The 23,469-nt window shown below is 60.2% G+C and carries 25 protein-coding genes; 15 read left to right on the top strand and 10 right to left on the bottom strand.

The genetic code is table 11. The annotated features are described in order from the left end of the window. Positions 1–231 precede the first annotated feature (231 nt). Complete coding sequence (gene yaaA, locus L6D74_RS15955; protein ID WP_236189753.1) at positions 232–1,011, bottom strand: peroxide stress protein YaaA; 780 nt, start codon at positions 1,009–1,011, stop codon at positions 232–234. Positions 1,012–1,269: 258 nt separating this feature from the next. On the opposite strand from yaaA, the gene L6D74_RS15950 reads away from it, so the two are divergent. From L6D74_RS15950 to L6D74_RS15925, 6 genes are all read left to right on the top strand, one after another. Beyond that, complete coding sequence (locus L6D74_RS15950; protein WP_236189750.1) at positions 1,270–2,394, top strand: polysaccharide deacetylase family protein; 1,125 nt, start codon at positions 1,270–1,272, stop codon at positions 2,392–2,394. A 349-nt stretch (positions 2,395–2,743) separates the two neighbouring features. Continuing rightward, positions 2,744–4,138, top strand: coding sequence for a PhoH family protein (locus L6D74_RS15945; RefSeq protein WP_011332563.1), 1,395 nt, complete (start codon positions 2,744–2,746; stop codon positions 4,136–4,138). 103 nt (positions 4,139–4,241) lie between these two features. Continuing rightward, positions 4,242–4,715: a cyclic pyranopterin monophosphate synthase MoaC gene (gene moaC / locus L6D74_RS15940; protein WP_064382454.1), complete on the top strand. Its 474-nt coding sequence runs from the start codon at positions 4,242–4,244 to the stop codon at positions 4,713–4,715. Beyond that, positions 4,712–4,954 (top strand): molybdopterin converting factor subunit 1, encoded by a 243-nt coding sequence (gene moaD / locus L6D74_RS15935; protein WP_064593540.1) that lies wholly within the window; start codon positions 4,712–4,714, stop codon positions 4,952–4,954. Before moaC ends, moaD begins: the two co-directional genes overlap by 4 nt. 3 nt (positions 4,955–4,957) lie before the next feature. Next, positions 4,958–5,410 (top strand): molybdopterin synthase catalytic subunit MoaE, encoded by a 453-nt coding sequence (gene moaE, locus L6D74_RS15930; protein ID WP_236189748.1) that lies wholly within the window; start codon positions 4,958–4,960, stop codon positions 5,408–5,410. Between the two features lie 278 nt (positions 5,411–5,688). Continuing rightward, positions 5,689–6,465: an ABC transporter substrate-binding protein gene (locus L6D74_RS15925; protein ID WP_064382451.1), complete on the top strand. Its 777-nt coding sequence runs from the start codon at positions 5,689–5,691 to the stop codon at positions 6,463–6,465. A gap of 108 nt (positions 6,466–6,573) precedes the next feature. Here the strand turns inward: L6D74_RS15925 and L6D74_RS15920 are convergent, their stop codons facing one another. From L6D74_RS15920 to L6D74_RS15900, 5 genes are all read right to left on the bottom strand, one after another. Further along, on the bottom strand, positions 6,574–7,215 hold the full coding sequence (locus L6D74_RS15920; protein WP_064593544.1) for a helix-turn-helix transcriptional regulator: 642 nt from the start codon (positions 7,213–7,215) through the stop codon (positions 6,574–6,576). A gap of 93 nt (positions 7,216–7,308) precedes the next feature. Then, positions 7,309–8,436, bottom strand: a complete 1,128-nt coding sequence (locus tag L6D74_RS15915; protein WP_085647742.1) for an NAD(P)/FAD-dependent oxidoreductase — start codon at positions 8,434–8,436, stop codon at positions 7,309–7,311. 14 nt (positions 8,437–8,450) lie between these two features. Next, entirely contained in the window at positions 8,451–9,395 is a 945-nt protein-coding gene (locus L6D74_RS15910) for an ornithine cyclodeaminase family protein (protein WP_236189747.1), read from the bottom strand. A 124-nt stretch (positions 9,396–9,519) separates the two neighbouring features. Continuing rightward, the gene (gene rhlB / locus L6D74_RS15905) at positions 9,520–10,986 is read right to left on the bottom strand and encodes an ATP-dependent RNA helicase RhlB (RefSeq protein WP_064593549.1); all 1,467 of its coding nucleotides are present in this window, start codon (positions 10,984–10,986) and stop codon (positions 9,520–9,522) included. Positions 10,987–11,082: 96 nt separating this feature from the next. Beyond that, positions 11,083–11,739: an alpha/beta hydrolase gene (locus tag L6D74_RS15900; RefSeq protein WP_064593550.1), complete on the bottom strand. Its 657-nt coding sequence runs from the start codon at positions 11,737–11,739 to the stop codon at positions 11,083–11,085. A 468-nt stretch (positions 11,740–12,207) separates the two neighbouring features. On the opposite strand from L6D74_RS15900, the gene L6D74_RS15895 reads away from it, so the two are divergent. From L6D74_RS15895 to L6D74_RS15880, 4 genes are all read left to right on the top strand, one after another. Continuing rightward, a complete protein-coding gene (locus L6D74_RS15895) occupies positions 12,208–13,239 on the top strand; it encodes an amino acid ABC transporter substrate-binding protein (RefSeq protein WP_007957332.1) in 1,032 nt (343 codons plus the stop codon). A 65-nt stretch (positions 13,240–13,304) separates the two neighbouring features. Further along, the gene (locus L6D74_RS15890; protein ID WP_085611412.1) at positions 13,305–14,486 is read left to right on the top strand and encodes an amino acid ABC transporter permease; all 1,182 of its coding nucleotides are present in this window, start codon (positions 13,305–13,307) and stop codon (positions 14,484–14,486) included. A 10-nt stretch (positions 14,487–14,496) separates the two neighbouring features. Continuing rightward, on the top strand, positions 14,497–15,594 hold the full coding sequence (locus tag L6D74_RS15885) for an amino acid ABC transporter permease (RefSeq protein WP_007957335.1): 1,098 nt from the start codon (positions 14,497–14,499) through the stop codon (positions 15,592–15,594). Between the two features lie 11 nt (positions 15,595–15,605). Continuing rightward, positions 15,606–16,370, top strand: coding sequence for an amino acid ABC transporter ATP-binding protein (locus tag L6D74_RS15880; protein ID WP_007957337.1), 765 nt, complete (start codon positions 15,606–15,608; stop codon positions 16,368–16,370). 52 nt (positions 16,371–16,422) lie between these two features. Here the strand turns inward: L6D74_RS15880 and L6D74_RS15875 are convergent, their stop codons facing one another. Both L6D74_RS15875 and L6D74_RS15870 read right to left on the bottom strand, forming a co-directional pair. After that, positions 16,423–16,914 carry a type II TA system antitoxin MqsA family protein gene (locus tag L6D74_RS15875; RefSeq protein ID WP_064593552.1) on the bottom strand — a complete coding sequence of 164 codons (492 nt, stop codon included), beginning with the start codon at positions 16,912–16,914 and terminating at the stop codon, positions 16,423–16,425. After that, entirely contained in the window at positions 16,911–17,222 is a 312-nt protein-coding gene (locus tag L6D74_RS15870) for a type II toxin-antitoxin system MqsR family toxin (RefSeq protein ID WP_074691191.1), read from the bottom strand. Before L6D74_RS15870 ends, L6D74_RS15875 begins: the two co-directional genes overlap by 4 nt. A gap of 166 nt (positions 17,223–17,388) precedes the next feature. Here L6D74_RS15870 and L6D74_RS15865 point away from each other — a divergent pair, with 166 nt between their 5' ends. The 5 genes from L6D74_RS15865 to L6D74_RS15845 all read left to right on the top strand — a co-directional run bounded on the left by L6D74_RS15865 (position 17,389) and on the right by L6D74_RS15845 (position 21,920). Next, a complete protein-coding gene (locus L6D74_RS15865) occupies positions 17,389–18,048 on the top strand; it encodes a FadR/GntR family transcriptional regulator (protein ID WP_236189745.1) in 660 nt (219 codons plus the stop codon). Then, positions 18,038–19,342, top strand: a complete 1,305-nt coding sequence (locus L6D74_RS15860; protein ID WP_236189744.1) for a CynX/NimT family MFS transporter — start codon at positions 18,038–18,040, stop codon at positions 19,340–19,342. The genes L6D74_RS15865 and L6D74_RS15860 overlap by 11 nt, the downstream gene beginning before the upstream one ends. Before the next feature lie 100 nt (positions 19,343–19,442). After that, the gene (locus L6D74_RS15855; RefSeq protein ID WP_064593559.1) at positions 19,443–19,916 is read left to right on the top strand and encodes a nuclear transport factor 2 family protein; all 474 of its coding nucleotides are present in this window, start codon (positions 19,443–19,445) and stop codon (positions 19,914–19,916) included. 39 nt (positions 19,917–19,955) lie between these two features. Beyond that, on the top strand, positions 19,956–20,258 hold the full coding sequence (locus L6D74_RS15850) for a GIY-YIG nuclease family protein (RefSeq protein ID WP_085647749.1): 303 nt from the start codon (positions 19,956–19,958) through the stop codon (positions 20,256–20,258). A 726-nt stretch (positions 20,259–20,984) separates the two neighbouring features. Then, the gene (locus tag L6D74_RS15845; protein WP_064593563.1) at positions 20,985–21,920 is read left to right on the top strand and encodes a glutathione S-transferase family protein; all 936 of its coding nucleotides are present in this window, start codon (positions 20,985–20,987) and stop codon (positions 21,918–21,920) included. 31 nt (positions 21,921–21,951) lie between these two features. On the opposite strand, the gene L6D74_RS15840 is transcribed toward L6D74_RS15845, so the two are convergent. Beyond that, the gene (locus tag L6D74_RS15840) at positions 21,952–22,302 is read right to left on the bottom strand and encodes a glutaredoxin family protein (protein WP_236189743.1); all 351 of its coding nucleotides are present in this window, start codon (positions 22,300–22,302) and stop codon (positions 21,952–21,954) included. Next, positions 22,302–23,306 (bottom strand): nucleoid-associated protein YejK, encoded by a 1,005-nt coding sequence (gene yejK, locus L6D74_RS15835; protein WP_039769496.1) that lies wholly within the window; start codon positions 23,304–23,306, stop codon positions 22,302–22,304. The genes L6D74_RS15840 and yejK overlap by 1 nt, the downstream gene beginning before the upstream one ends. Positions 23,307–23,469 lie beyond the last annotated feature (163 nt).

Below are 23,469 nucleotides of genomic sequence, written 5' to 3'. Positions count from 1 at the left end.
TTTCGACCTTTAATAACAGGCGAAAAATCACGTTAGATAGTTTTGTGCCACTACGATGAGAAAATTTAGGTGCCACTACTGAAAAAAATGATCAGTGTCGAGTGAAACTAATCTTAGAAAAGACAGGGAGGTTTTTCTGGCGCCAGTAAAATGGCGAAATAGGGCGAGGGATTTTTGACATCGTGCGAGCTGCACGACTCTTCATATAAAGAGTCGTGCATTAGGCATGCTTTATTCGGGGGCGTGATCGCGTAGAAACACCAGATTATCCGGTTTCGATTGCTCGGCGCTGTAGCGATAACCCTGCACATCGAACTGTTTGAGCAGGGCCGGATCGTTGATTTTTTCCTGGATCACGAAACGGCTCATCAGGCCTCGGGCCTTTTTCGCGTAGAAGCTGATGATCTTGTACTGGCCGTTCTTCAGGTCCTTGAACTCGGTGTTGATGATCCGCGCGTTCAGGGCTGTGCGTTTCACCGCCGAAAAGTATTCGTTGGACGCGAGGTTGAGCAGCACGTCGTCGCCCTGATCGGCCAGTGCTTCGTTCAGCCATTCGCTGATGCGCGTGCCCCAGAAGGCGTACAGGTCCTTGCCTCGGGCGTTGGCCAGTTTGGTGCCCATTTCCAGGCGATACGGCTGCATCAGGTCGAGCGGGCGCAGCAGGCCGTAGAGGCCGGAAAGCATGCGCAGGTGCTGTTGCGCGTAGTCGAAATCGGCTTCGCTGAACGACTGGGCGTCGAGACCGGTGTAGACGTCACCCTTGAACGCGAGCAGCGCCTGCTTGGCGTTTTCCGGCGTGAACGCTGGTGTCCAGCTGCCGAAGCGCGCGGCGTTGAGGCCGCCGATCTTGTCGGACACGAGCATCAGTTCGCTGATCTGCGCCGGGCTCAGTTCGCGCAGTTGCTGGATCAGTTCCTGGGAATGGTCGAGGTATTGCGGCTGAGTGAAGCGCTGGGTCGCCGGCGGTGTTTCGTAATCGAGTGTCTTGGCGGGGGAAATCACCATCAGCATGAAGTTGTCTCCTTTAATCGTGGGGGCGATTCTAGGGGGTTGGGACGGATCACTCCAGCTATCAGGTCCATAGGTGATCGGCGGTGTGTTGCAACCCTTTGTGGGAGCGAGCCTGCTCGCGATGGTGAGTGTCAGTCACCGCAATTGTCGTCAGATGCACCGCCATCGCGAGCAGGCTCGCTCCCACAAGTGTGTGGCTGCGGGATTTGGTTGTGGATCGGCTATAGTGCGGCGCGGGTTTTGTTATGGAGACACCCTTTGCGCATTGTTCTTTTATTCACCGCGTGGCTGTTGAGCGTCGGTGCCGTTGCGGCGCCGGGCGATATCGCGACGCTGGATCGCAGCACCTGGCCGGAAAAGCTCGACAACCCGACGCTGTTCGATGTCGCCTCGCGGGCGGAAATCCTGATGTTCGCCCGGGGCCTGCTCGGTACCGAAGCGCTGGACGAGGCGGCGCTGGCCCAGCGTCTGGGGCTGCGCACGGTCAATCTGGATGCGATCAACAGTCTGCGCGAGCGCCTGTGGCAGCGCCTGCTCGCCAACTACAACTTCGCCCAGCAAAGCTGCGATCAGGACGCCTCCTTCTGCTTCCTCGTCGAAGACCTGCCGACCCTGCGCGAGCAGGCCGCCAAATTCGTGGTCAGCGACGAAAGCTATTACACCAAATGGGCCGAGCCGAGCCGGATCTTCCACCTGCAATACCTCGATGAACTGATGCGCAAGGCGGCGCTGTCACCGCAGACCAGCAGCGAAATCGATCATTTCGGTGACTACGAGCGCAACGGCGACGACATGCACGATCGCCTGTTTCTGCTGAGTTTCGACAGCGCCGCCAACCTGCAACCGGACAACACTGACTGGCTCACCGAGTACCTGCGCAAGTCGAACCTGAGCGGCACCTTCTTCATGTTGGGCAAGGATGTTCAGGCGCGGTTGGCCGAGCGTTCCGTCAGCAGCCTGCAAGCGGCATTTTCGCAGCAGTGCGTCGGCGTGCAGGGCTGGGAATTCAGGTCCCACAGCCACTGGCAGGACTGGCAGGATTCGGTGCGGCGCAGTGCCGACCTGGTCCGCAACAAACTGCCGGAAAACTACGTGCCGCTGTTCCGTCCACCGGAAGGCCAGCGTCGCAGCGATGCCCGGGGGTTCTTCAACAGTCAGGGTCTGCAAGTGGCGCTGTGGGACATCGATGCCCAGGACGGCGCCGGCAAGCTCAAGGGCAGCCAGAGTGCGCAACGGGTCCTGACCCTGATGCTGTTGTGGCGGCACGGGGTGATCAATTTCAACATGAAGCAGGATGCAGTGAAGACTGCGTTGCCGTGGCTGATCACGCAAACCGCGCAAAGCGGCATCGGCTGGGAAGACTGTCAGGACGCGTTTCGCTGAAAAACGGCAAGAGCCCGGAAACATTGGGCTTGGGGTGAATTTTTTGCAGAATTCGATGCAGGCGGACTTCCGACTCTAACGGGGGCAGGGCAGTCCGCCAAGGGCTTTTCGTCACTTTGCAAAATAAACTTCAAAAAAGCGTCAAAGTGCTTTTTTCTGTCACGGGTTTTGGAGTATTACGAAGTCAGACCGCCGAAACCTGCAACACAGGTGGCGTCTTCCAAGACCCATTTTGTGTGCGGTTCACCTGCTATCCCGACAAAAGCTGTGCAGGTGGATTCGGCAGTCACTTCGAGGCGCAGCACCGCCGAGGTATTGCGTCGAATGGCTCCCACAAAGGTGACCGAGTATGGATGATCACGGACGTAGCCCTTCCTCCAACCAGCCAATCCTTTATGTACTCGATACCAACGTACTGATTCACGATCCGAACGCCCTGCTGAATTTTGAAGAACACCACGTCGCGATCCCGATGACCGTGCTTGAAGAGCTGGACAAGCTCAAGAGCGGGCATCACAGCGTGGCCGCCGAATGCCGTCAGGCGATCCGGCTGATCGACAAGACCCTGGGCGATGCCTCACCCGATGACGTCGAACAGGGCGTGCCGATCCAGCGCGGCAAGGGCGGTCCGAAGGGCTTGCTGTCGATTCTGATGAGCAAGCAGGCCGAATCGAACTTGATTCTGCCCGAGCATCTGAACGACAACAAAATCATCAACCAGCTGATCGACCTGCACACCCGCGAACCGAGCAAACCGGTGGTGCTGGTCACCAAAGACATCAACATGCGCCTCAAGGCGCGCGCCTGCGGGATCGACGCCGAGGACTACAGCACCGACCAACTGGTCGACGACGTGTCCCTGCTGCCCAACGGCTATCACAACATGACCGGCTCTTTCTGGGACCGCGTGAGCAAGGTCGAAACCCGTCAGGACCACGGTCGCACCTGGCATCAGGTGCAGCTGATCGACAACCTGCCTGCCGTGCACATCAACGAGTTCATCATCGATGAGCAGGGCTTCGTCGGCTGGATCAAGGAGATCGAAGAGGACAAGCTGCTGATCCTCGACCTGCACCAGGAACCGCTGCTGCACCAGGAAGCCTGGGGCCTCAAGCCACGGGACATCTATCAGAGCCTGGCGCTGTACGCGCTGCTGGATCCGGACATTCACCTGGTCAACCTGTCCGGCGCCGCCGGCTCGGGTAAAACCATTCTGGCGCTGGCCGCTGCGATCGAGCAGACCATGGTCAGCAAGCGTTATCGCCGCATCATCGCCACCCGCAGCGTGCAGGGCCTGGACCAGGAAATCGGCTTCCTGCCCGGCACCGAGGCGGAAAAAATGGAGCCTTGGCTCGGCGCCATCACCGACAACCTCGAAGCCTTGCACATGGATGACGAAAACACCCATGGCAGCGTCGACTACATCCTCAGCAAAGTGCCGTTGCAGTTCAAATCGCTCAACTACATTCGCGGTCGCAGCTTCCAGCAGAGCCTGATCCTGATCGACGAATGCCAGAACCTCACGCCGCACCAGATGAAAACCATCATCACCCGGGCCGGCGCCGGTTCCAAAGTGGTGTGCCTGGGCAACCTGGCACAGATCGACACCCCTTACCTGTCCGCGACCAGCTCCGGGCTGACCTACCTGACCGAACGTTTCAAGGATTTCCCCAACGGTGTGCACATCACCCTGCAAGGGGTGCCTCGCTCGATCCTGGCCGAATACGCCGAATCGCATCTGTAACCGTCAAACCGAACCGGGCGACTGCAAAAAGTCGCCCGGTTTTTTATGTGCGCAATTCTGACCCCCAGGTTTACAATCGGCGCTCCTGATCAGGAGTAATCCCGTGCTGACTCATCTCGATTCCCAAGGTCGCGCCAACATGGTCGACGTCACCGAAAAAGCCGTGACGTTCCGTGAGGCGACGGCCCAAGCGCTGGTGCGCATGCTGCCCGATACCCTGCAGATGATTGTCAGCGGCGGCCATCCCAAGGGCGACGTGTTCGCCGTGGCGCGCATTGCCGGCATTCAGGCGGCGAAGAAAACCAGTGATCTGATTCCCCTGTGCCATCCGTTGATGCTGACCGGCGTCAAGGTGGAACTCAGCGCCGAAGGCGATGACACGGTACGCATCGTGGCTCGCTGCAAACTGTCCGGGCAGACCGGCGTCGAGATGGAAGCACTGACCGCCGCCAGCGTCGCCGCGCTGACGATCTACGACATGTGCAAGGCCGTGGACCGTGGCATGACCATCGAAAGCGTGCGTCTGCTGGAGAAGGTCGGCGGCAAGAGCGGGCATTTCCAGGCGGAGCAGCCATGAACCTGACCGTGAAGTTTTTTGCCCGTTACCGCGAGGCGCTGGGCGTGGATTCGGTGGAGGTCGAGGGTGATTTCGCCACTGTCGATGACGTTCGTGCGTTGCTGGCGCAGCGAGAGGGCGCCGAGGTGCTGAGCGAGCAGAACCTGATGTGCGCGCGCAACGAAGACCTCTGCCAGCTCGACGAACCGGTGGTGGACGGCGACGAAGTGGCGTTTTTTCCCACCGTGACCGGAGGCTGAGCCATGCACATTCGGGTGCAGTCCGAACCGTTCGATCCGGGTGCCGAAGTCAACGCGATGCACGCGGCCAACGTCGGCGTCGGCGCGGTGGTGAGTTTTGTCGGCTACGTGCGCGACTTCAACGATGGCCTCGATGTCGCCGGAATGTTCCTCGAACACTATCCGGGCATGACCGAAAAGGCCCTCGGCAAGATTGCCTTGGAGGCCGAGCAGCGTTGGCCGTTGTTGAAGCTGGAAGTGCTGCACCGCATCGGCGCGCTGGAACCGGGCGAGCCGATCGTGTTTGTCGCCGCCGCCAGCGCCCACCGCCAGGCGGCGTTCGACGCCTGCGCCTTCGTCATGGATTACCTGAAAACCCGCGCACCGTTCTGGAAGAAAGAGAACACCAGCGACGGCCCGCGCTGGGTCGAAGGCCGTGACAGCGATCATGCGGCGGCGGATCGCTGGAAGCAGTAAACCCCGCAGCGCCCTTCATTCAGTCATCGCCAGCAGGCTCGCTCCCACTTCGGAATGCATTCCCCTGTGGGAGCGAGCCTGCTCGCGATGGCGCCATCTGCTACACCGCTACTCCAAATGTTTCGTCCCGACCACCGGCCGAATGCAATCCCGTTTGCCTGATTGACGGTTTGTACGTAGAAGTCCAGTATGGATTTACAAGTACAAATAAAGATTTTCCCTGTTTCAGCTCTTTCTTCTGTCTTGCCAAACCAACAACAACCCGCGAGAGAACGAACATGAAGAAATTTCCCCTCATCACCGGTCTGGCATTGAGCCTGTTGGCCTGCAGCAGCGCGTTCGCCGCCGAGAAAACCCTGCGCATCGGTATCGAAGCGGCGTATCCGCCCTTCGCTTCGAAAACCGACAAGGGTGAGATCGTCGGGTTCGACTACGACATCGGCAATGCCCTGTGCGCGCAGATGCAGGTCAAGTGCGTGTGGGTCGAGGGCGAGTTCGACGGTCTGATTCCTTCCCTGAAAGTGAAGAAAATCGACATGGCGCTGTCGTCCATGACCATCAACGAAGACCGCAAGAAGTCGGTGGACTTCACCCACAAGTACTATTTCACCTCGTCGCGGCTGGTGATGAAGGAAGGCGCGAGCGTCGATGACCAGTACGCCAGCCTCAAAGGCAAGACCGTCGGCGTGCAGCGTGCAACCACCACCGACCGTTACGCCACCGAGGTGTTCGAGCCCAAGGGCATCAACGTCAAACGCTATGGCAACAACGAAGAAATCTACATGGACCTGGCGGCGGGGCGTCTCGACGCAATCTTCGCCGACACCATCCCGCTGAACGACTTCCTGTCGATGCCGCGCGGCAAGGGTTACGCCTTTGTCGGGCCTGAGCTGAAGGATCCGAAGTATGTGGGCGAGGGCGCGGGGATTGCGGTGCGCAAGGGCAATACCGAACTGGTCAGCCAGTTGAACAGTGCCATCGACGGCATTCGTGCCAGTGGCGAATACCAGAAGATTTCCGAGAAGTACTTCAAGTCGGACATCTACGGCGACTGATCGTCCGCCATCGCTGGCAAGCCAGCTCCCACAGAGATTTTCGGTGTACACAAAACCTGTGGGAGCTGGCTTGCCAGCGATGAGGCCGTCAGATTCACCGCAAAATCTTCAGCCCTTCAATTCCTTCAAATGCTTGTACACCGTCGCCCGCCCCATGTTCAGCACATTGGCCACATAGTTCGAGGCGCTCTTGCCCTTGAATGCCCCTTCGGCGTGCAGCGCCAGCACCAGTTCGCGTTTGTGATCGCGGGTCAGCAGGTTCAGGCTCAGTTGCCGCTCGCGTAGCCAGGCGTGCAGGAAGGTGTTGATCCGCTCCTGCCAGTCATCGCGAAACAGCGAGTCCGGTTGCGGGATCAGTTTGCTCGGCGAGAGGAACAGGTCCAGCGCAGCTTTGGCATTTTCGAACAGCGAAATATTCAGGTTGATGCACAGCACCGCCAGCGGATGCCCTTCGCTGTCGCGCAGCACGGTACTCAGGCTGCGAATCTTCTGGCCATCCCAGTTGAGCTTTTCGTACGGGCCGATGTTCCGTTCGCTGACGTCTTCGCTGAGCATGTCTTCCAGCGACGACTCATCGCCGATCACCCGTTTCGACAGATTGTTGGCGATATAGTCGACCTTCTGCGTGCGCAGGTCGTGCAACACCACTTCGGCGTGGGGAAAGAACAGCGTGGCAATGGCGTCGGCGATGGCGTGGTAGTTATCCAGCGCGGCGTCATGCAGCTCGGGCGTGTGTTCGGGGGCGGTCATAACTGTGGAGCTCCAGGCAACGTCAACGCCCCCTTGATCCGGGGGCGTTGCGAGTGTGCCGCAATCCGTCGGGCGCGTCATCCGGGTGGACGGTCAGGCCAGGCGGGCAGGGGCGAGCATGGCGGCGGTCAGGCCGAATTGCTGAAGGTGTTCGGGTAACGATTCACCACGCACCAGCGCCGCACTGGCCTGGCCCATCGCCGGCGAAGTCTGGATACCGTAACCGCCCTGGGCCGCGACCCAGAACAGCCCCGGCACCTGCGGATCGAACCCGGACAGCAAATCGCCGTCAGCGACGAAACTGCGCAGGCCGGCCCAGGTGCGGGTCGGACGGCGGATGGTCAGGGTCGTCGCTTCCTCGATCTGGTAAATGCCCATGGCAATGTCCAGTTCTTCGGGCTGTACGTCGTGGGGTTCGACCGGGTCGGCGTTGGCCGGCGAGCCGAGGAACATGCCGGCGTCGGGCTTCATATAGAAGGATTCGTCGAGGCTGACCAGCATCGGCCAATGATGGATGTCGACGCCCTCCGGGCCGGCGAAAATGAACGCGGCCCGGCGTTTCGGTTGCAGGCCCAGCGGCCGGGCACCGGCCAGTGCAGCGATCTTGTCGGCCCAGGCGCCGGCGGCGTTGATCACGACGGGAGCGCTGAAGGTCTGGCCGTTGGTCTGCACTTGCCAGATACCGTTGGCATCGCGGCTCAGGCCGAGCACTTCGCAATCGGTCTGCACCTGACCGTTGTTGCGGCGGATACCGCGCAGATAGCCCTGATGCAGGGCGTCGGTGTCGATGTCGCTGGCGGTCGGGTCGTAGATCGCGCCATGGACTTTCTCCCGGCGCAGGATCGGCAGCCGCGCGCAGGCTTCATCCGCGCTGAGCAACTGCATCTGCGGCACCGTGGCCTTGGCGCTGAGGTATTGATTGTTCAGCTCGGCGGCGTCGCCGGTGAAATCCACGGTCATTTCGCCGCGCGGGGTCAGCAGCGGGTGCTCGCAGAAGCCGCTGGGCGGATGGTCGAAGAATTCGCGGCTGGCCTGGGTCAGCGCCCGAACCTGTGGCGTGCCGTACGCGGCGGTAAACAATGCGGCCGAGCGCCCGGTGGAGTGATAGGCCGGGTGCGACTCGCGCTCCAGCACCACGACCTTGCCGTGCTGCGACAGCCAGAAACCGGTGGAAGCGCCGGCAATCCCGCCGCCGATGATGATGAAATCTGCATGACTCATGAAAATCTCCGGTGTCAGCGCTGCAGTTGATAGACGGCGTTGGCCAGGGCGATGTCTTCCAGGCCCAGACCGATGGAGCGGAAAAACACGTGACGGTTGTAATCCGGACGCTGCACTTTTGCGCTGAGCAGATCCGCCAGGTCACCGAGGATCGCGCTGTGGTCCCAGCCATGTTGTTCGCTGGCGATCAGCATCTCGCCGGCCGAGCCCGGGGTGGTCAGACGATAGTCACAGAACACCTGCATGTCGTTGAGGCTCTGTGGCGGCACTTCGTGGGCGCGCGGTGCGTTGGTGCTGATCGAGGTGATCAGCGCCGGTTTGCTCAAGGTTGCCGGGTCAATCACCGGGCCTGCGGACGAAGTGCAGAGCATGATCACGTCGGCCCCGGCGATGGCGGTTTCGCGGCTGTCGGCGATGTTCACCCGTGGATCGAGGGCTTGCAGTTGGCGGGCGGTTGCCGGGTCTTCGCTTAAGGTGGGCGAGTACACACTGATGCTCTGCCAGTCGCGCAAGGTTTTGACGTAATGCAGATGCGCCTGGGCGACCTTGCCACTGCCGATGATTGCCAGACGCGCGGCCTTCAACGAGGCGAGGGCATCGACCGCCACGGCGGTGGTCGCAGCGGTTCGAGCGGTGGTCAGTTCGCCGGCATCGCAGAGCAGCAGCGGCTGGCCGGTGTGCATCGACATCAGCAATGTCCACGCCGTCACCAGCGGGCCTTGTTCGCGAACGATGTACGGCGAGGTCTTGACTCCGTACACGCCGTCTTCCGCCAGCACGCCGAGATAGTTGATGAAGTCCCCGGCGCCCTGGGGAAATTCCACCAGTTGCTGCGCCGGTTGCACGGCATGCCCGGCCGCCAGATCGCGGAACAGCTTGCGCAGGATCTGCGGCACATCGATCCGGGCCAGCAGCTCGCGGGCCTGGGTTTGGTCGATCACGTTAGGCGTACTGGGCATGTCGGACTCCGGATGCAGTTTATAAACTAATTTGTCCATTATGGACTTTTGGTTTTATTGAACAATATCCGGGCGAAAAAAAAGCGCAGTCCGTTGCCGGCTGCGCTTCGCTTTATAGCGTCGCTTACTGTGGACGCTTGCGCTCAACCGCCCGCAGTAGATGGGTCGGCGGCGTTTCACAGCTGATCTTGCGACCGAGTTTTTCTTCGATGGACGGCAACTGATAGGAGTCGTCTTCACCGGCGAAGCTGATCGACACACCGTCGGCGCCAGCACGACCGGTACGGCCGATGCGGTGCACGTAGTCGTCCGGGACTTCCGGCAGGGTGAAGTTGATCACGTGGCTGATGCCGTCGATGTGGATGCCGCGACCGGCCACGTCGGTGGCAACCAGTACCCGGATCTTGCCTTCGCGGAAGCCTTCGAGCGTCTTGATCCGCTTGTGCTGCGGCACGTCGCCGGACAGTTGCGCGGCGTTGATGCCGTCACGCACCAGGCGCTCCTCGATGCGGCGCACTTCGTCCTTGCGGTTGGCGAACACGATCACTCGTTCCCAGCCGTTGTCGTTGACCAGGTTGAACAGCAGTTTGTATTTGTCGGCACCGGCCACCGCGTAGATGTGCTGCTCGACGTTCTCGTTGGCCACGTTGGTGACTTCGATTTCGACGATCGCAGGATCGGTGGTCCACTGCTTGGCGAGGTTCATCACGTCATCGGTGAAGGTCGCGGAGAACAGCAGAGTCTGGCGTTCGCTTTTCGGCGGGGTCTGGCGAATGATCTGCCGGACCTGCGGGATGAAGCCCATGTCGAGCATGCGGTCGGCTTCGTCCAGCACCATCACTTCGACCATGTCCAGATGCACGTCACCGCGCTGGTTGAAGTCAAGCAGGCGGCCCGGGGTCGCGACGAGGATGTCGCAATGGCGCGCTTCGAGGTGCTTGAGCTGCTTGTCGAAGTCCATCCCGCCGACGAACGTCATGACGTTGAGGCCGGTGTACTTGGTCAGGTCGGCGGCGTCCTTGGCGATCTGCACCACCAGCTCGCGGGTCGGCGCGATGATCAGCGCCCGTGGCTCGCCCATGTAGCGCTCTTTCGGCGGCGGGGTCTGCAACAGCTGGGTGATGATCGAGATCAGGAACGCGGCGGTCTTGCCGGTGCCGGTCTGGGCGCGGCCGATGGCGTCTTTGCCGGCGAGGGTATAACCCAGCACCTGGGCCTGGATCGGTGTGCAATACGGGAAACCCAGGTCGTGGATGGCGTGCATCAGTTCCGGGGCGAGCTTGAAATCGTGGAAGCGGGTCTTGCCTTCCTGCGGCTCGACGACGAAGTCTTCGAGTTTCCAGGGAATCACCGGCGCCTTGGGCTTGGGTTCGCGACGTGGTTTGGCCGGTTTCGGTGTTTCGCTGCGGGCCGGCTCGGTAGCGGGCGCGGCAGCTGGAGCGGGTTTCGGTTCGCGTTTGGGCGTCTGGCGGTCGGCCTGGCTGGCATCGTTGCGATGACCGGGGGCGTGCGACGGCGCAGTGGGGACTGGCGCGAGCTGCTCAGCCTCGCTTTTACCGAACATTTTCTTGAGTGCTTTGAGCACGGTCATCTCATCAATTGGTTAAGGAATGTACGCCGGCCAGTGTAATGCAAGAAACGGGCGCGGCGTAGTGGGATGATCAAAGGGCGACCCCTGTCGCAATTGTCAGCGCAGGCGTTCGCTCAACCATGCGCCGATGTCGCGAATTTCTTCGGGTAACACTTCGTGCTCCATTGGGTATTCCTGCCATGTCACGGTGACACCATGGGCCTTGAGATACTCATAAGCCGTGCGTCCCATGGAGTTCTGCACCACGTTGTCAAACTGGCCGTGCAGCGCCAGCACCGGAATCCGCTGCTGGCTGGCGGACAACTCCAGTTCATCGCTGAACGTCGGCGCGTATGTCGATAGTGCCAGCACCCCGCCCAACGGCCCCTGCCATTTCAGAAACGCGGTGTGATAGACCACGGCGCCACCCTGGGAAAAACCGGCAAGAAAAATTCGCGAGGCGTCTATTCCGCTGCTTCGCTGTTCTTCGATCAATTCGATGATGCGGTCGGCGGAGGCTTCCAGCTCATCGCGGTCGATCGCCCGGGCCGGGCTCATGGCCTTGATGTCGTACCAGCTCGGCATGGCATATCCGCCATTTATCGTCACTGGACGGGTCGGCGCCTGGGGCAGGACGAAACGCGTGCTCAGCAGGCTTTCCTGAAGCGCTTCGGCCACCGGCAGAAAGTCGTAGCGGTCGGCGCCGAGGCCGTGCAGCCAGATCACGCAGGCGTCTGCGGGCTTAACAGGCTGAAGAATCAAGGGCTCGGTCATGTCTGCTCCAAAAATGTGCGGGCGCTCTCATTAAGTGCGTGGTTCGAGTGCGCGTCCGGTTGATCCGTTAAGAAGATGTCGCAAGGTTACAAGTTTTGCTATTGACCTGTCGCCGAATCGATTCCGCGACAGGTGTGGTACGGGCTTTGCTATGGAAGTTTCTGTACGAAGCATCCTACGCGTGGCGGTAACACTATCAGTGTATGACCCGCGACGGGATGGCAACGAATCCGGTGATGGATGTTCGCCAATGGCCGCAACGGGCTTAGCGAACGTGAAAGGGCTACCGCCCGTTCGGCCGACTGGTGAGAAGTGAGTTGTCCATGATGTGGATTGTCTCCTACTAGACTCATAGCGAAGGTCCTGCGTCGGTTGACCCCAAAAAAAGCCAACACGGGTCAACAACGCCTCAAAAGGGTGCGACTGGACTCAAGCTCCGACACAACAAGAGCAAAACTGGAGGTTTGAATGAAGATGTTGAAATCCACTCTGGCGATCGTGACTGCTGCTGCAGTACTGGGTGTCAGCGGGTTCGCTCAGGCGGGTGCAACCCTGGATGCAGTGAAGAAGAAAGGTTTCGTGCAATGTGGCGTCAGCGATGGCTTGCCAGGTTTCTCGGTTCCGGATTCCACCGGCAAGATCGTGGGTATCGATGCTGACGTCTGCCGCGCCGTGGCCGCTGCCGTGTTCGGCGATGCGACCAAGGTCAAGTTCAGTCAGTTGAACGCCAAGGAGCGTTTCACCGCGCTGCAGTCGGGCGAGATCGACATCCTGTCGCGCAACACCACCATGACCAGTTCCCGTGACGCGGGCATGGGCCTGAAATTCCCGGGCTTCATTACCTACTACGACGGTATCGGCTTCCTGGTAAACAACAAGCTGGGCGTGAAGAGTGCCAAAGAGCTGGACGGTGCAACCATCTGCATCCAGGCCGGTACCACCACCGAGCTGAACGTTTCCGACTACTTCCGCGGCAACGGTCTGAAATACACCCCGATCACTTTCGACACCTCCGATGAAAGCGCCAAGTCGCTGGAATCCGGTCGTTGCGACGTGCTGACCTCCGACAAGTCCCAGCTGTTCGCCCAGCGCAGCAAGCTGGCTTCGCCGAAGGACTACGTGGTTCTGCCGGAAACCATTTCCAAGGAACCCCTGGGCCCGGTCGTGCGTAACGGCGACGACGAGTGGCTGGCCATCGTGCGTTGGGTTGGCTACGCGCTGCTGAACACTGAAGAAGCGGGCATCTCTTCGAAGAACGTCGAAGCCGAAGCCAAAGCGACCAAGAACCCGGATGTCGCTCGTATGCTCGGCGCAGACGGCGAATACGGCAAAGACCTGAAACTGCCGAAGGACTGGGTCGTTCAGATCGTCAAGCAAGTCGGCAACTACGGCGAAATCTTCGAGAAAAACCTCGGCAAGAGCACTCCGCTGGAAATCGACCGCGGCCTGAACGCGCTGTGGAACAACGGCGGCATTCAATACGCACCACCAGTGCGCTGATGGTTCTGTCACCCGGCAGGCCAACTGCCGGGTGACGTTCTGTTCCATTATTTCCGGGGCACTTCATGCAAAATTCAATCGGCGCACCAAAGCAGAGGCTCAGCCTCAGCGATCCACGAGTGCGTGCGTGGGTATTTCAGATCATCACCATCGTGGCGGTGGTCTCCCTGGGCTGGTATCTGTTCGATAACACCCAGACCAACCTGCAACACCGGGGTATCACTTCGGGGTTCGACTTTCTGGAGCGCAGTGCCGGGTTCGGCATCGCTCAACACCTGATCTCCTACACCGAAGCGGACAGTTATGCCCGGGTGTTTGTCATCGGCCTGCTCAACACGCTGCTGGTGACCTTCATCGGCGTGATCCTGGCCACGATCCTCGGCTTCATCGTCGGCGTCGCGCGCCTGTCGAAGAACTGGATCATCGCCAAACTGGCAACGGTGTACGTGGAGGTGTTCCGTAACATCCCGCCACTGCTGCAGATCCTGTTCTGGTACTTCGCGGTGTTCCTGACCATGCCGGGGCCGCGCAACAGCCACAACTTCGGCGATACCTTCTTCGTCAGCAGCCGTGGCCTGAACATGCCGGCCGCGCAAATGGCCGACGGTTTCTGGGCGTTCGTGATCAGCATCGTGGTGGCCATCATCGCCATCGTGTTGATGAGCCGCTGGGCCAACAAGCGCTTTGAAGCCACCGGCGAGCCGTTCCACAAGTTCTGGGCCGGTCTGGCGCTGTTCCTGGTGATCCCGGCGCTGTGCGCGCTGATCTTCGGTGCACCTGTGCACTGGGAAATGCCGAAACTGCAGGGCTTCAATTTCGTCGGTGGCTGGGTGCTGATTCCGGAACTGCTGGCCTTGACCCTGGCGCTGACGGTGTACACCGCCGCGTTCATCGCCGAGATCGTGCGTTCGGGCATCAAGTCGGTCAGCCACGGCCAGACCGAGGCGGCGCATTCGCTCGGCCTGCGCAACGGCCCGACCCTGCGCAAGGTGATCATTCCGCAAGCGCTGCGGGTCATCATCCCGCCGCTGACCAGCCAATACCTGAACCTGGCGAAGAACTCCTCGCTGGCGGCCGGTATCGGTTATCCGGAAATGGTTTCGCTGTTCGCCGGCACCGTGTTGAACCAGACCGGTCAGGCGATCGAAGTCATTGCCATCACCATGAGCGTGTACCTGGCGATCAGTATCAGCATTTCCCTGCTGATGAACTGGTACAACAAGCGCATCGCGCTGATCGAGCGGTAAGGAATAGCGCATGAGTACTCATACTTTCAAACCCGACATGCCACCGCCGGCCAAGGTCTTCGGCCCGATGGCGTGGATCCGCGCGAACATGTTCTCCAGCTGGCTCAACACCCTGCTGACCCTGTTCGCGTTCTACCTGATCTATCTGGTGATTCCGCCGATCCTCAGCTGGGCGATCATCGATGCCAACTGGGTCGGCACCACCCGTGCCGACTGCACCAAGGACGGCGCCTGCTGGGTCTTCATCCAGCAGCGTTTCGGCCAGTTCATGTACGGCTACTACCCGCCGGAACTGCGCTGGCGCGTGGACCTGACGGTCTGGCTGGCGGTCATCGGCGTGGCGCCGCTGTTCATCAAGCGCGTGGCGCACAAGGCGGTGTACGGCCTGAGCTTCCTGGTGGTCTACCCGATCGTTGCCTGGTGCCTGCTGCATGGCGGCGTCTTCGGCCTCGACACCGTGGCGACCAGCCAGTGGGGCGGTCTGATGCTGACCCTGGTGATCGCCACTGTCGGCATCGCCGGTGCGTTGCCGCTGGGGATTGTCCTGGCGCTGGGCCGGCGTTCGAACATGCCGGCGATCCGTGTGGTCTGCGTGACCTTCATCGAGTTCTGGCGCGGTGTGCCGTTGATCACGGTGCTGTTCATGTCCTCGGTGATGCTGCCGCTGTTCCTGCCCGAAGGCATGAACTTCGACAAGCTGCTGCGGGCGCTGATCGGCGTGATCCTGTTCCAGTCGGCGTACGTCGCCGAAGTGGTGCGCGGCGGTCTGCAAGCGATCCCCAAGGGCCAGTACGAAGCCGCGGCCGCGATGGGCCTCGGTTACTGGCGCGCCATGGGCCTGGTGATTCTGCCGCAAGCCCTGAAGCTGGTGATTCCCGGCATCGTCAACACCTTCATCGCGCTGTTCAAGGACACCAGCCTGGTGATCATCATCGGCCTCTTTGACCTGCTCAACAGCGTCAAGCAAGCCGCTGCCGATCCGAAATGGCTGGGCATGGCCACCGAAGGCTACGTGTTCGCCGCCCTGGTGTTCTGGATTTTCTGTTTTGGTATGTCGCGCTATTCCATGCATCTGGAACGCAAGCTCGACACTGGCCACAAGCGTTAGGAGTTTTTTCGATGAGCGAAGCAATCAAAAAGCCAGTGGGCCCTGAAGGCATCATTCAGATGCAGGGCGTGAACAAGTGGTACGGCCAGTTCCACGTGCTGAAAGACATCAACCTCAACGTGCGTCAGGGCGAGCGTATCGTGCTGTGCGGTCCGTCGGGTTCCGGCAAGTCCACCACCATCCGCTGCCTCAACCGTCTGGAAGAGCACCAGCAGGGCCGCATCGTGGTCGATGGCGTGGAGCTGACCAACGACCTCAAGCAGATCGAAGCGATCCGCCGTGAAGTCGGCATGGTGTTCCAGCACTTCAACCTGTTCCCGCACCTGACCATTTTGCAGAACTGCACTCTGGCGCCGATGTGGGTACGCAAGATGCCCAAGCGCAAGGCCGAGGAAATCGCCATGCATTACCTGGAACGCGTACGCATTCCGGAGCAGGCGCACAAGTACCCGGGGCAACTGTCCGGCGGTCAGCAGCAGCGTGTGGCGATCGCCCGCGCGCTGTGCATGAAACCGAAAATCATGCTGTTCGACGAACCGACCTCGGCACTCGACCCGGAGATGGTGAAAGAAGTACTCGACACCATGATCGGCCTCGCCGAAGACGGTATGACCATGCTCTGCGTAACCCACGAAATGGGCTTCGCCCGCACCGTGGCCAACCGCGTGATCTTCATGGACAAGGGCGAAATCGTCGAGCAGGCGGCACCGAACGACTTCTTCGACAATCCGCAGAATGATCGGACGAAGCTGTTCCTGAGTCAGATTCTGCATTGATATCTGATGAATAAAACCAACCCGGCCTTGTGCCGGGTTTGTTTTTTGGGAGTCAGGAAACGGTGAGAGCTTCTTGTTCTTTGTGCTCGGTGAACTTGAAGGCGTTCCTCAGATCCGCCCCTTCACCCAGGGCTTTCGCATCGGCGAGCAAGTGCGGATAGCGATCGAGCAGGCGCATCAGCAGCATCAACGCCTTCGGCGGAAGCACTTCGCCGCGCTCATAGCGGGAAAATGCGTTGTGTCCGCCACCAGAAAGCAGTTGCACCGTTTCTTTTTGCGTCAGGTGCAATTTGCGCCGGATGCGCTTCATCTCGTTACCGATCATTTGTCGGGCAGCAATCACCAGATCATCACCGGCTTGCGTGTAGCGTTCTGCACTATCGGTATCGGCGTCCCACTCGACCTCACCGCATTTGCGACATTCCCAGCCAGCAAGGTCATCGATACGACGTTCCATGCCTTTGACACTGATGGTTTCGCCGCGGCCCTCGAAATGTGTCATTCCCTCACGTGCACCGCAGCTGAAACATTGCCGGGTCTTCATTGGTTTTTCTCCTTGAAGGAGATTACCGGTGGGCCACCTTCGGGGCGGTATGTCACCTTGATGTAAATCTCCAGATCGTGTGAGTGCGTGTGATAAACGTCTTGCCAGACTCGATGATCGTCATAGGTGGTCATCGACTTGTACAACATCCTGTTCTGCAGTTCGAAAACGATTTCTTGCATCTCTATGATGCTGAAGCCGAGATCCAGTCCGGTTTTTTCTGCGCTCTTGGTGAATGCCTGTCTTCCCCGTCGCCTGACCTCAGCCTTGATCACCACCAAGTCGTAATGGGGTGTGTTCTTTTCCATAAGAAACCAAAACCCTGTCCCTGAAATTACCCTTAAAGGGTAATTTTGACTAATCGAAAATCCCGCTCCATTTGCCTCTCTCTGACCCTAGGTGGTTGCTGTCCTACACGGAGCTGACTAACATGTCAGAAAATTCATCCCATGATTGGATGAAAGGGCGAATCCTATGTCAGACATTTCTCCACTTATTAAGCGATCCCTGGTCGATCAGGCCTTGGATCAGTTGCGCCAACGCATCACCGACGGCACGTGGCAGGTCGGTCAGCGTTTGCCGACCGAGCCCGAGCTGTGTGCCGAGCTCGGCATCAGCCGCAACACCGTGCGCGAGGCGATGCGGGTGCTGGCATTTTCCGGGTTGATCGAAATCCGTCAGGGTGACGGCAGTTACCTGCGGGCGGTGGTCGATCCGATGGATACGCTCAAGGCGCTGTCCAGATGCTCGCTGGATCAGGCTCGGGAAACCCGGCACATCCTTGAAGTCGAGGCCATTGGCCTGGCGGCCATGCGCCGGACCGACGACGACCTTGTGGCTCTGCGCGAGGCACTGGGGCACGCCGGCAGTCACTACCATGGCGACCTCGACAGCTACATCGCCTGCGATCTGGTGTTCCACCGCCGTCTGGTGGACGCCGCGCACAACCCGACCCTCAGCGAGCTGTATCGCTATTTTTCCAGCATCGTCGGCGCGCAATTACGCCAGACCCTGAACATCGTCCCCCGTCGACAGGAAGTCTTCGATTTGCACGTCGCCTTGCTTGAGGCCGTCGAGCAGCGCGATCCGGAGCGGGCCAAAGCCCTGTCGAGGCAGTTGATCAATGAACCTTGAAACCGAGAAAACCATGTCCCGCCCAGAAGTCTCCCCAGCACCCGTTCGCAAGGCCGAGCTCGAAGAGTTGTTGATCGATGCCGAAGCCGATGACGAACAAGTGCAGCAAAGCCATCCGCTGGTGCGGCGTCCGTGGCTGTTGCTGCTGGGGTTGATTCTGGTGGCGTTGAACCTGCGTCCGGCGCTGTCGAGCATGGCGCCGCTGCTCAGTGAGGTGTCGAAAAGCCTCGGTTTGTCCGCCGCTCAAGCGGGTTTGTTGACGACGTTGCCGGTGCTCTGCCTCGGTCTGTTCGCCCCGCTGGCCCCGATACTCGCGCGGCGTTTCGGTGCCGAGCGGGTGGTCTTGGGGATTCTTCTGACACTGGCCGGCGGCATTATCCTGCGCAGCAATTTCGGTGAGATCGGTCTGTTCGCCGGCAGCGTGCTGGGTGGCGCGAGCATCGGCATCATCGGCGTGTTGCTGCCGGGCATCGTCAAACGCGACTTCGCCAAACATGCCGGCACCATGACCGGTGTCTACACCATGGCCCTGTGCCTGGGTGCGGCGATGGCGGCGGGGTCTACCGTGCCACTGAGTGAGCACTTCAACCATAGCTGGGCCATGGGCCTGGGCTTCTGGGTGATTCCGGCACTGCTCGCGGCAGTGTTCTGGCTGCCGCAAATCGGCCAGAAGCACGGTGCGCACAACGTTGCCTACCGGGTACGCGGTCTGCTGCGGGATCCGCTGGCCTGGCAGGTGACCTTGTACATGGGCCTGCAATCGTCGCTGGCCTACATCGTGTTCGGCTGGTTGCCGTCGATCCTCATCGGTCGCGGGCTGACGCCAACCCAGGCCGGTCTGGTGCTGTCCGGTTCGGTGATCATCCAGCTCGCCAGCTCCCTGGCGGCACCGTGGCTGGCCACCCGCGGCAAGGATCAGCGGCTGGCGATCGTGGTAGTAATGGCGCTGACCCTTGGCGGCCTGTTCGGTTGCCTGTACGCGCCGATCGAAGGCCTTTGGGGCTGGGCGATCCTCCTTGGCCTGGGGCAGGGCGGCACGTTCAGCCTGGCGCTGACCCTGATCGTGCTGCGCTCGCGGGATTCCCATGTCGCGGCCAACCTGTCGAGCATGTCCCAGGGCTTTGGCTACACCCTCGCGTCGATGGGGCCATTCGCGGTCGGCGTGGTGCACGACTGGACCGGCGGCTGGAACGCCGTGGGCTGGATCTTCGGCATCATCGGTGCCGGGGCGATCCTCGCCGGCCTCGGTGCCGGTCGCGCGCTGTACGTGCAGGTGACAAGCGAAAAGGTCTGACGCGCACACATTGTCGGTATTCGGAATGCGAATGCCGATAGTGTTTCGGGCGTTTGCGGATTATCGTGCTGGCAATCTGTACATTTCCTGGAGATTGCCCATGAGTGAAGAAGCCCACAGCGCCCTGATCACCCGTTTCTACCAGGCTTTCCAGCGCCTCGACGCCGAGGCCATGGCCGCCTGCTACACCGACGACGTAGTGTTCAGCGATCCGGCCTTCGGCGAGCTGCGCGGGCGCGATGCCGGCGACATGTGGCGCATGCTCACCACCCGCGCCAAGGACTTCTCCCTGACCTTCGACAACGTCCGCGCCGACGAACGCAGCGGCGGCGCCCACTGGGTGGCGACCTACCTGTTCAGCCAGACCGGCAACGTTGTGATCAACGACATCCAGGCACGCTTCGTCTTCCGCGACGGCAAGATCTGCGAACACCACGACCACTTCGATCTGTGGCGCTGGTCGCGTCAGGCGCTGGGCTTCAAGGGCCTGCTGCTGGGCTGGACGCCACTGGTGCGCAACGCCGTCCGCGCCCAGGCGCTGAAAGGGCTGAAGGCATTTCAGGCGAGTCGCTGATAAGATCGCGGCCTGTTTTCCTTACGCCTGAATTGCCCCGTGACCAGCCTCAGCGAAAATCCTCTCGATGCCGACGTTCCAGTGAGCAAGTCCTGGTTCGTTTACCTCGTACGCGCCGCCAACGGCTCGCTGTACTGCGGGATCAGCGATGATCCCGTGCGCCGTTTTGCCAAGCACCAGAGCGGCAAGGGCGCGCGGTTCTTTCTCTCAAGCCCGGCGATGGCGCTGGTCTACACCGAGCGTTGTCGCGACAAAAGTGATGCGTTGCGCCAGGAGCGATTGATCAAGAAGCTCAGGAAGAGTGCGAAGGAATGTCTGGTGGCGTCTTATCGACCTGACTGAATAAGCCCTCGAACCTTGTAGATATCCCTTCCGTAGATTCGGCACGTTGCATAAACAACAGGCAAGAAAAAACCGCCCTTGTAGGCGGTTTTTTCTGTAAACCTCGGTTTGCGGCCGGGGTTTACCGCATCTCACTGGATACACTGGCGCAGGCCAAGAGTATTCGTCTTTACGTCACCAGGCAAGCCTTGAAACACCCATTCCAGAGAATGCGATTTTGAGCTCATTTGTTTAAATGACGGTATAGCAATCCGATTACTATTCGTCCGCTCGCATGCCAATGCAGCTTTGAGGTCTGGCTGATCGACGTAACGGTTTCATGCCCTCTGACATGGGGTTGCTCCCGTGCCGGAATGATTTTTCAGGGGGATCACAACCGGCCGCCTCATTGGGTACATTGGCGTGTATTCCGAAGGCGTACGTGGTCCGGTAAGCACGCTGGAGGTTTGGCCCCCAACCGGAGGCCAAAACGTATGAAGCTTTTGCTGCGTACTCTGAGCCTCGTATGGAGGTCGTTCAAAGCGTTTCGCTTTTACGAGTTCCTGCGAGATCACTTCGATGACCTGATGTAAGGTCCTTGATGTGGAAAGCCGTCTCAGCCTTGGCTGAGGCGGCTTTTTAGTGCCTTATCAACCTGACTGATCAGTTCCCATCAGCCGGATCCGTAGGCTGCGAACGAATTGCACGCTAAGCTGCGGGCTCACTTTCTGTGCGGCGGAGCCGAGCATGTCCGAGTTGATTCTGCATCATTACCCGACCTCTCCATTCGCCGAAAAGGCCCGGTTGCTGTTGGGGTTCAAGGGCTTGTCCTGGCGCTCGGTGCACATCTCGCCGGTGATGCCGAAACCGGACCTGACTGCCCTGACCGGTGGCTACCGCAAGACCCCGGTGCTGCAGATCGGCGCCGATATCTACTGCGACACCGCGCTGATCGCCCGCCGCCTCGAGCAGGAAAAGGCCCAGCCTTCGTTCTTCCCGGAAGGCCAGGAGATGATCGCCGCCAGTTTCGCCGCCTGGGCCGATTCGGTGGTGTTCCAGCATGCGGTGAGCCTGGTGTTCCAGCCGGAATCGGTGGCGGTGCGTTTCGGCAAGTTGCCGCCGGAAGCGATCAAGGCGTTCCTCGCCGATCGGGCCGGGCTGTTCAGTGGTGGCAGCGCGACCAGGCTGTCGGCCGAGCAGGCCAAACACAACTGGCCGACTGTCATGGCACGTCTGGAGCAACAGTTGCAGCGTGAAGACGGTGACTTCCTGTTCGGTGAGCCTTCGATTGCCGACTTCGCCATGGCCCATCCACTGTGGTTTCTCAAGGCCACGCACGTGACGGCGCCGTTGGTGGATGCTTATCCGGCAGTGTCGGCGTGGCTGGGTCGGGTGCTCGGTTTTGGCCATGGCGCGGCCAGCGAGATGAGTTCGGAGGAAGCACTGGAGATCGCGCGCAGCTCTAAGCCCGTAGCGTTGCCGGATGAGGTGTTCACTGATCCGAACGGGTTCGTGGCAGGTCAACAGGTGCTGATCGCAGCGACAGACTACGGTGTTGATCCGGTGGCCGGTGAGCTGGTGTTTGCCGGTCGCGAGGAGCTGATCCTGCGCCGTGAAGACGAACGCGGCGGAGTGGTGCATGTGCACTTCCCGCGTTTCGGTTTCCGGATCGAGAAACGCTGAAACAACCGAGGGAGCCGATTGGCTCCCTCGTTCATTTCAGTGCAGCGAGAATCTCGTCGGGATCAAACCCGCGGATCAACGTGCCATTGACGTCGATCAGCGGGATCCCGCGCCCGCCCAGCGCTTCGTACGCCTTGCGTGCCTCGGTATCCTTCTCGATATCGAATTCCTTGAACGCAATGCCTTTCTGATCGAGAAAGCGCTTGGTCTGCTTGCAGTAGCCGCACCAGTCTGTGGCGTACAGCACAACCCTGGCGTTGGCGCGAACCTGCTCGGACGCCATCTGCGACGGGTTGAACACCCGCTCGATCTTGCCCCAGTTCTGATAGACCACGACCACCAGCAGAACCAGCAGAACCTTTTTCAGCACATTGCCGAGCATCAGTTGCGGCGCTTCAGTTGATCGGTGAGCGAGGTCGGCAGGCCTTTGATGACCAGGGTCCCGGCTTCTTCGTCGTACTCGATTTTCGAGCCCAGCAGGTGCGCTTCAAAGCTGATCGACAGGCCTTCGGCGCGACCGGTGAAGCGACGGAACTGATTGAGCGTGCGCTTATCCGCCGGGATCTCCGGCGACAGGCCGTAATCCTTGTTGCGGATGTGATCGTAGAAGGCCTTCGGGCGTTCTTCGTCGATCAGCTCAGACAGTTCTTCCAGCCCCATGGGTTCGCCGAGCTTGGCCTGGCTGCTGGCATAGTCGACCAGGGTCTTGGTCTTCTCGCGGGCGGAATCTTCCGGCAGGTCTTCGCTCTCGACGAAGTCGCTGAAGGCCTTGAGCAGGGTGCGGGTCTCGCCCGGGCCGTCGACCCCTTCCTGGCAGCCGATGAAGTCGCGGAAGTACTCCGAAACCTTCTTGCCGTTCTTGCCCTTGATGAACGAGATGTATTGCTTGGACTGCTTGTTGTTCTGCCACTCGGAAACGTTGATCCGCGCCGCCAGATGCAGTTGACCGAGATCGAGGTGGCGCGAAGGCGTCACATCCAGTTCATCGGTCACCGCCACGCCTTCGCTGTGGTGCAGCAGGGCGATGGCCAGGTAATCGGTCATGCCTTGCTGATAGTGGGCGAACAACACGTGGCCGCCGACCGACAGGTTCGATTCTTCCATCAGCTTTTGCAGGTGCTCGACCGCGACCTTGCTGAACGCGGTGAAGTCCTTGCCGCCTTCCATGTATTCCTTCAGCCAGCCGCTGAACGGAAACGCACCGGACTCCGGATGGAACAGCCCCCAGGCTTTGCCCTGTTTGGCGTTATAGCTCTCGTTGAGATCGGCGAGCATGTTCTCGATGGCTGCGGACTCAGCCAGTTCGGAGTCACGGGCGTGCAGAACTGCGGGTGTGCCGTCGGGTTTTTTGTCGATCAAATGGACGATGCAATGACGGATCGGCATAGGCTTCTCGGCTGGTGGAAGGGAGGAGGGCGGGCTCCCCCGAAAAAGCGCCCAGTGTACCGCAACCACTGGATTTGGCGCGGGGTGAAGGGCAAATCCGGGTCACCCGGCGGCCCTTATGCATTTATTTACCGATTTAGCGCAATAAACCTGACCATTTGGC

This window comes from Pseudomonas pharyngis, from assembly GCF_021602345.1.
Taxonomy (GTDB): domain Bacteria; phylum Pseudomonadota; class Gammaproteobacteria; order Pseudomonadales; family Pseudomonadaceae; genus Aquipseudomonas; species Aquipseudomonas pharyngis.
This window is presented reverse-complemented; position numbering and strand designations above follow the sequence as displayed.

Bases quoted from the DNA above. Each gene is read 5' to 3' on its own strand.
- yaaA (WP_236189753.1), bottom strand. From the start codon at position 1,011: ATGCTGATGGTGATTTCCCCCGCCAAGACACTCGATTACGAAACACCG.
- rhlB (WP_064593549.1), bottom strand. From the start codon at position 10,986: ATGACCGTGCTCAAAGCACTCAAGAAAATGTTCGGTAAAAGCGAGGCT.
- L6D74_RS15890 (WP_085611412.1), top strand. From the start codon at position 13,305: ATGCAAAATTCAATCGGCGCACCAAAGCAGAGGCTCAGCCTCAGCGAT.
- L6D74_RS15870 (WP_074691191.1), bottom strand. From the start codon at position 17,222: ATGGAAAAGAACACACCCCATTACGACTTGGTGGTGATCAAGGCTGAG.
- L6D74_RS15885 (WP_007957335.1), top strand. From the start codon at position 14,497: ATGAGTACTCATACTTTCAAACCCGACATGCCACCGCCGGCCAAGGTC.
- L6D74_RS15900 (WP_064593550.1), bottom strand. From the start codon at position 11,739: ATGACCGAGCCCTTGATTCTTCAGCCTGTTAAGCCCGCAGACGCCTGC.
- L6D74_RS15895 (WP_007957332.1), top strand. From the start codon at position 12,208: ATGAAGATGTTGAAATCCACTCTGGCGATCGTGACTGCTGCTGCAGTA.
- L6D74_RS15915 (WP_085647742.1), bottom strand. From the start codon at position 8,436: ATGAGTCATGCAGATTTCATCATCATCGGCGGCGGGATTGCCGGCGCT.
- L6D74_RS15840 (WP_236189743.1), bottom strand. From the start codon at position 22,302: ATGCTCGGCAATGTGCTGAAAAAGGTTCTGCTGGTTCTGCTGGTGGTC.
- L6D74_RS15910 (WP_236189747.1), bottom strand. From the start codon at position 9,395: ATGCCCAGTACGCCTAACGTGATCGACCAAACCCAGGCCCGCGAGCTG.
- L6D74_RS15855 (WP_064593559.1), top strand. From the start codon at position 19,443: ATGAGTGAAGAAGCCCACAGCGCCCTGATCACCCGTTTCTACCAGGCT.
- L6D74_RS15875 (WP_064593552.1), bottom strand. From the start codon at position 16,914: ATGAAGACCCGGCAATGTTTCAGCTGCGGTGCACGTGAGGGAATGACA.
- L6D74_RS15925 (WP_064382451.1), top strand. From the start codon at position 5,689: ATGAAGAAATTTCCCCTCATCACCGGTCTGGCATTGAGCCTGTTGGCC.
- moaD (WP_064593540.1), top strand. From the start codon at position 4,712: ATGAACCTGACCGTGAAGTTTTTTGCCCGTTACCGCGAGGCGCTGGGC.
- L6D74_RS15945 (WP_011332563.1), top strand. From the start codon at position 2,744: ATGGATGATCACGGACGTAGCCCTTCCTCCAACCAGCCAATCCTTTAT.
- L6D74_RS15920 (WP_064593544.1), bottom strand. From the start codon at position 7,215: ATGACCGCCCCCGAACACACGCCCGAGCTGCATGACGCCGCGCTGGAT.
- L6D74_RS15880 (WP_007957337.1), top strand. From the start codon at position 15,606: ATGAGCGAAGCAATCAAAAAGCCAGTGGGCCCTGAAGGCATCATTCAG.
- L6D74_RS15860 (WP_236189744.1), top strand. From the start codon at position 18,038: ATGAACCTTGAAACCGAGAAAACCATGTCCCGCCCAGAAGTCTCCCCA.
- L6D74_RS15865 (WP_236189745.1), top strand. From the start codon at position 17,389: ATGTCAGACATTTCTCCACTTATTAAGCGATCCCTGGTCGATCAGGCC.
- moaE (WP_236189748.1), top strand. From the start codon at position 4,958: ATGCACATTCGGGTGCAGTCCGAACCGTTCGATCCGGGTGCCGAAGTC.
- L6D74_RS15845 (WP_064593563.1), top strand. From the start codon at position 20,985: ATGTCCGAGTTGATTCTGCATCATTACCCGACCTCTCCATTCGCCGAA.
- yejK (WP_039769496.1), bottom strand. From the start codon at position 23,306: ATGCCGATCCGTCATTGCATCGTCCATTTGATCGACAAAAAACCCGAC.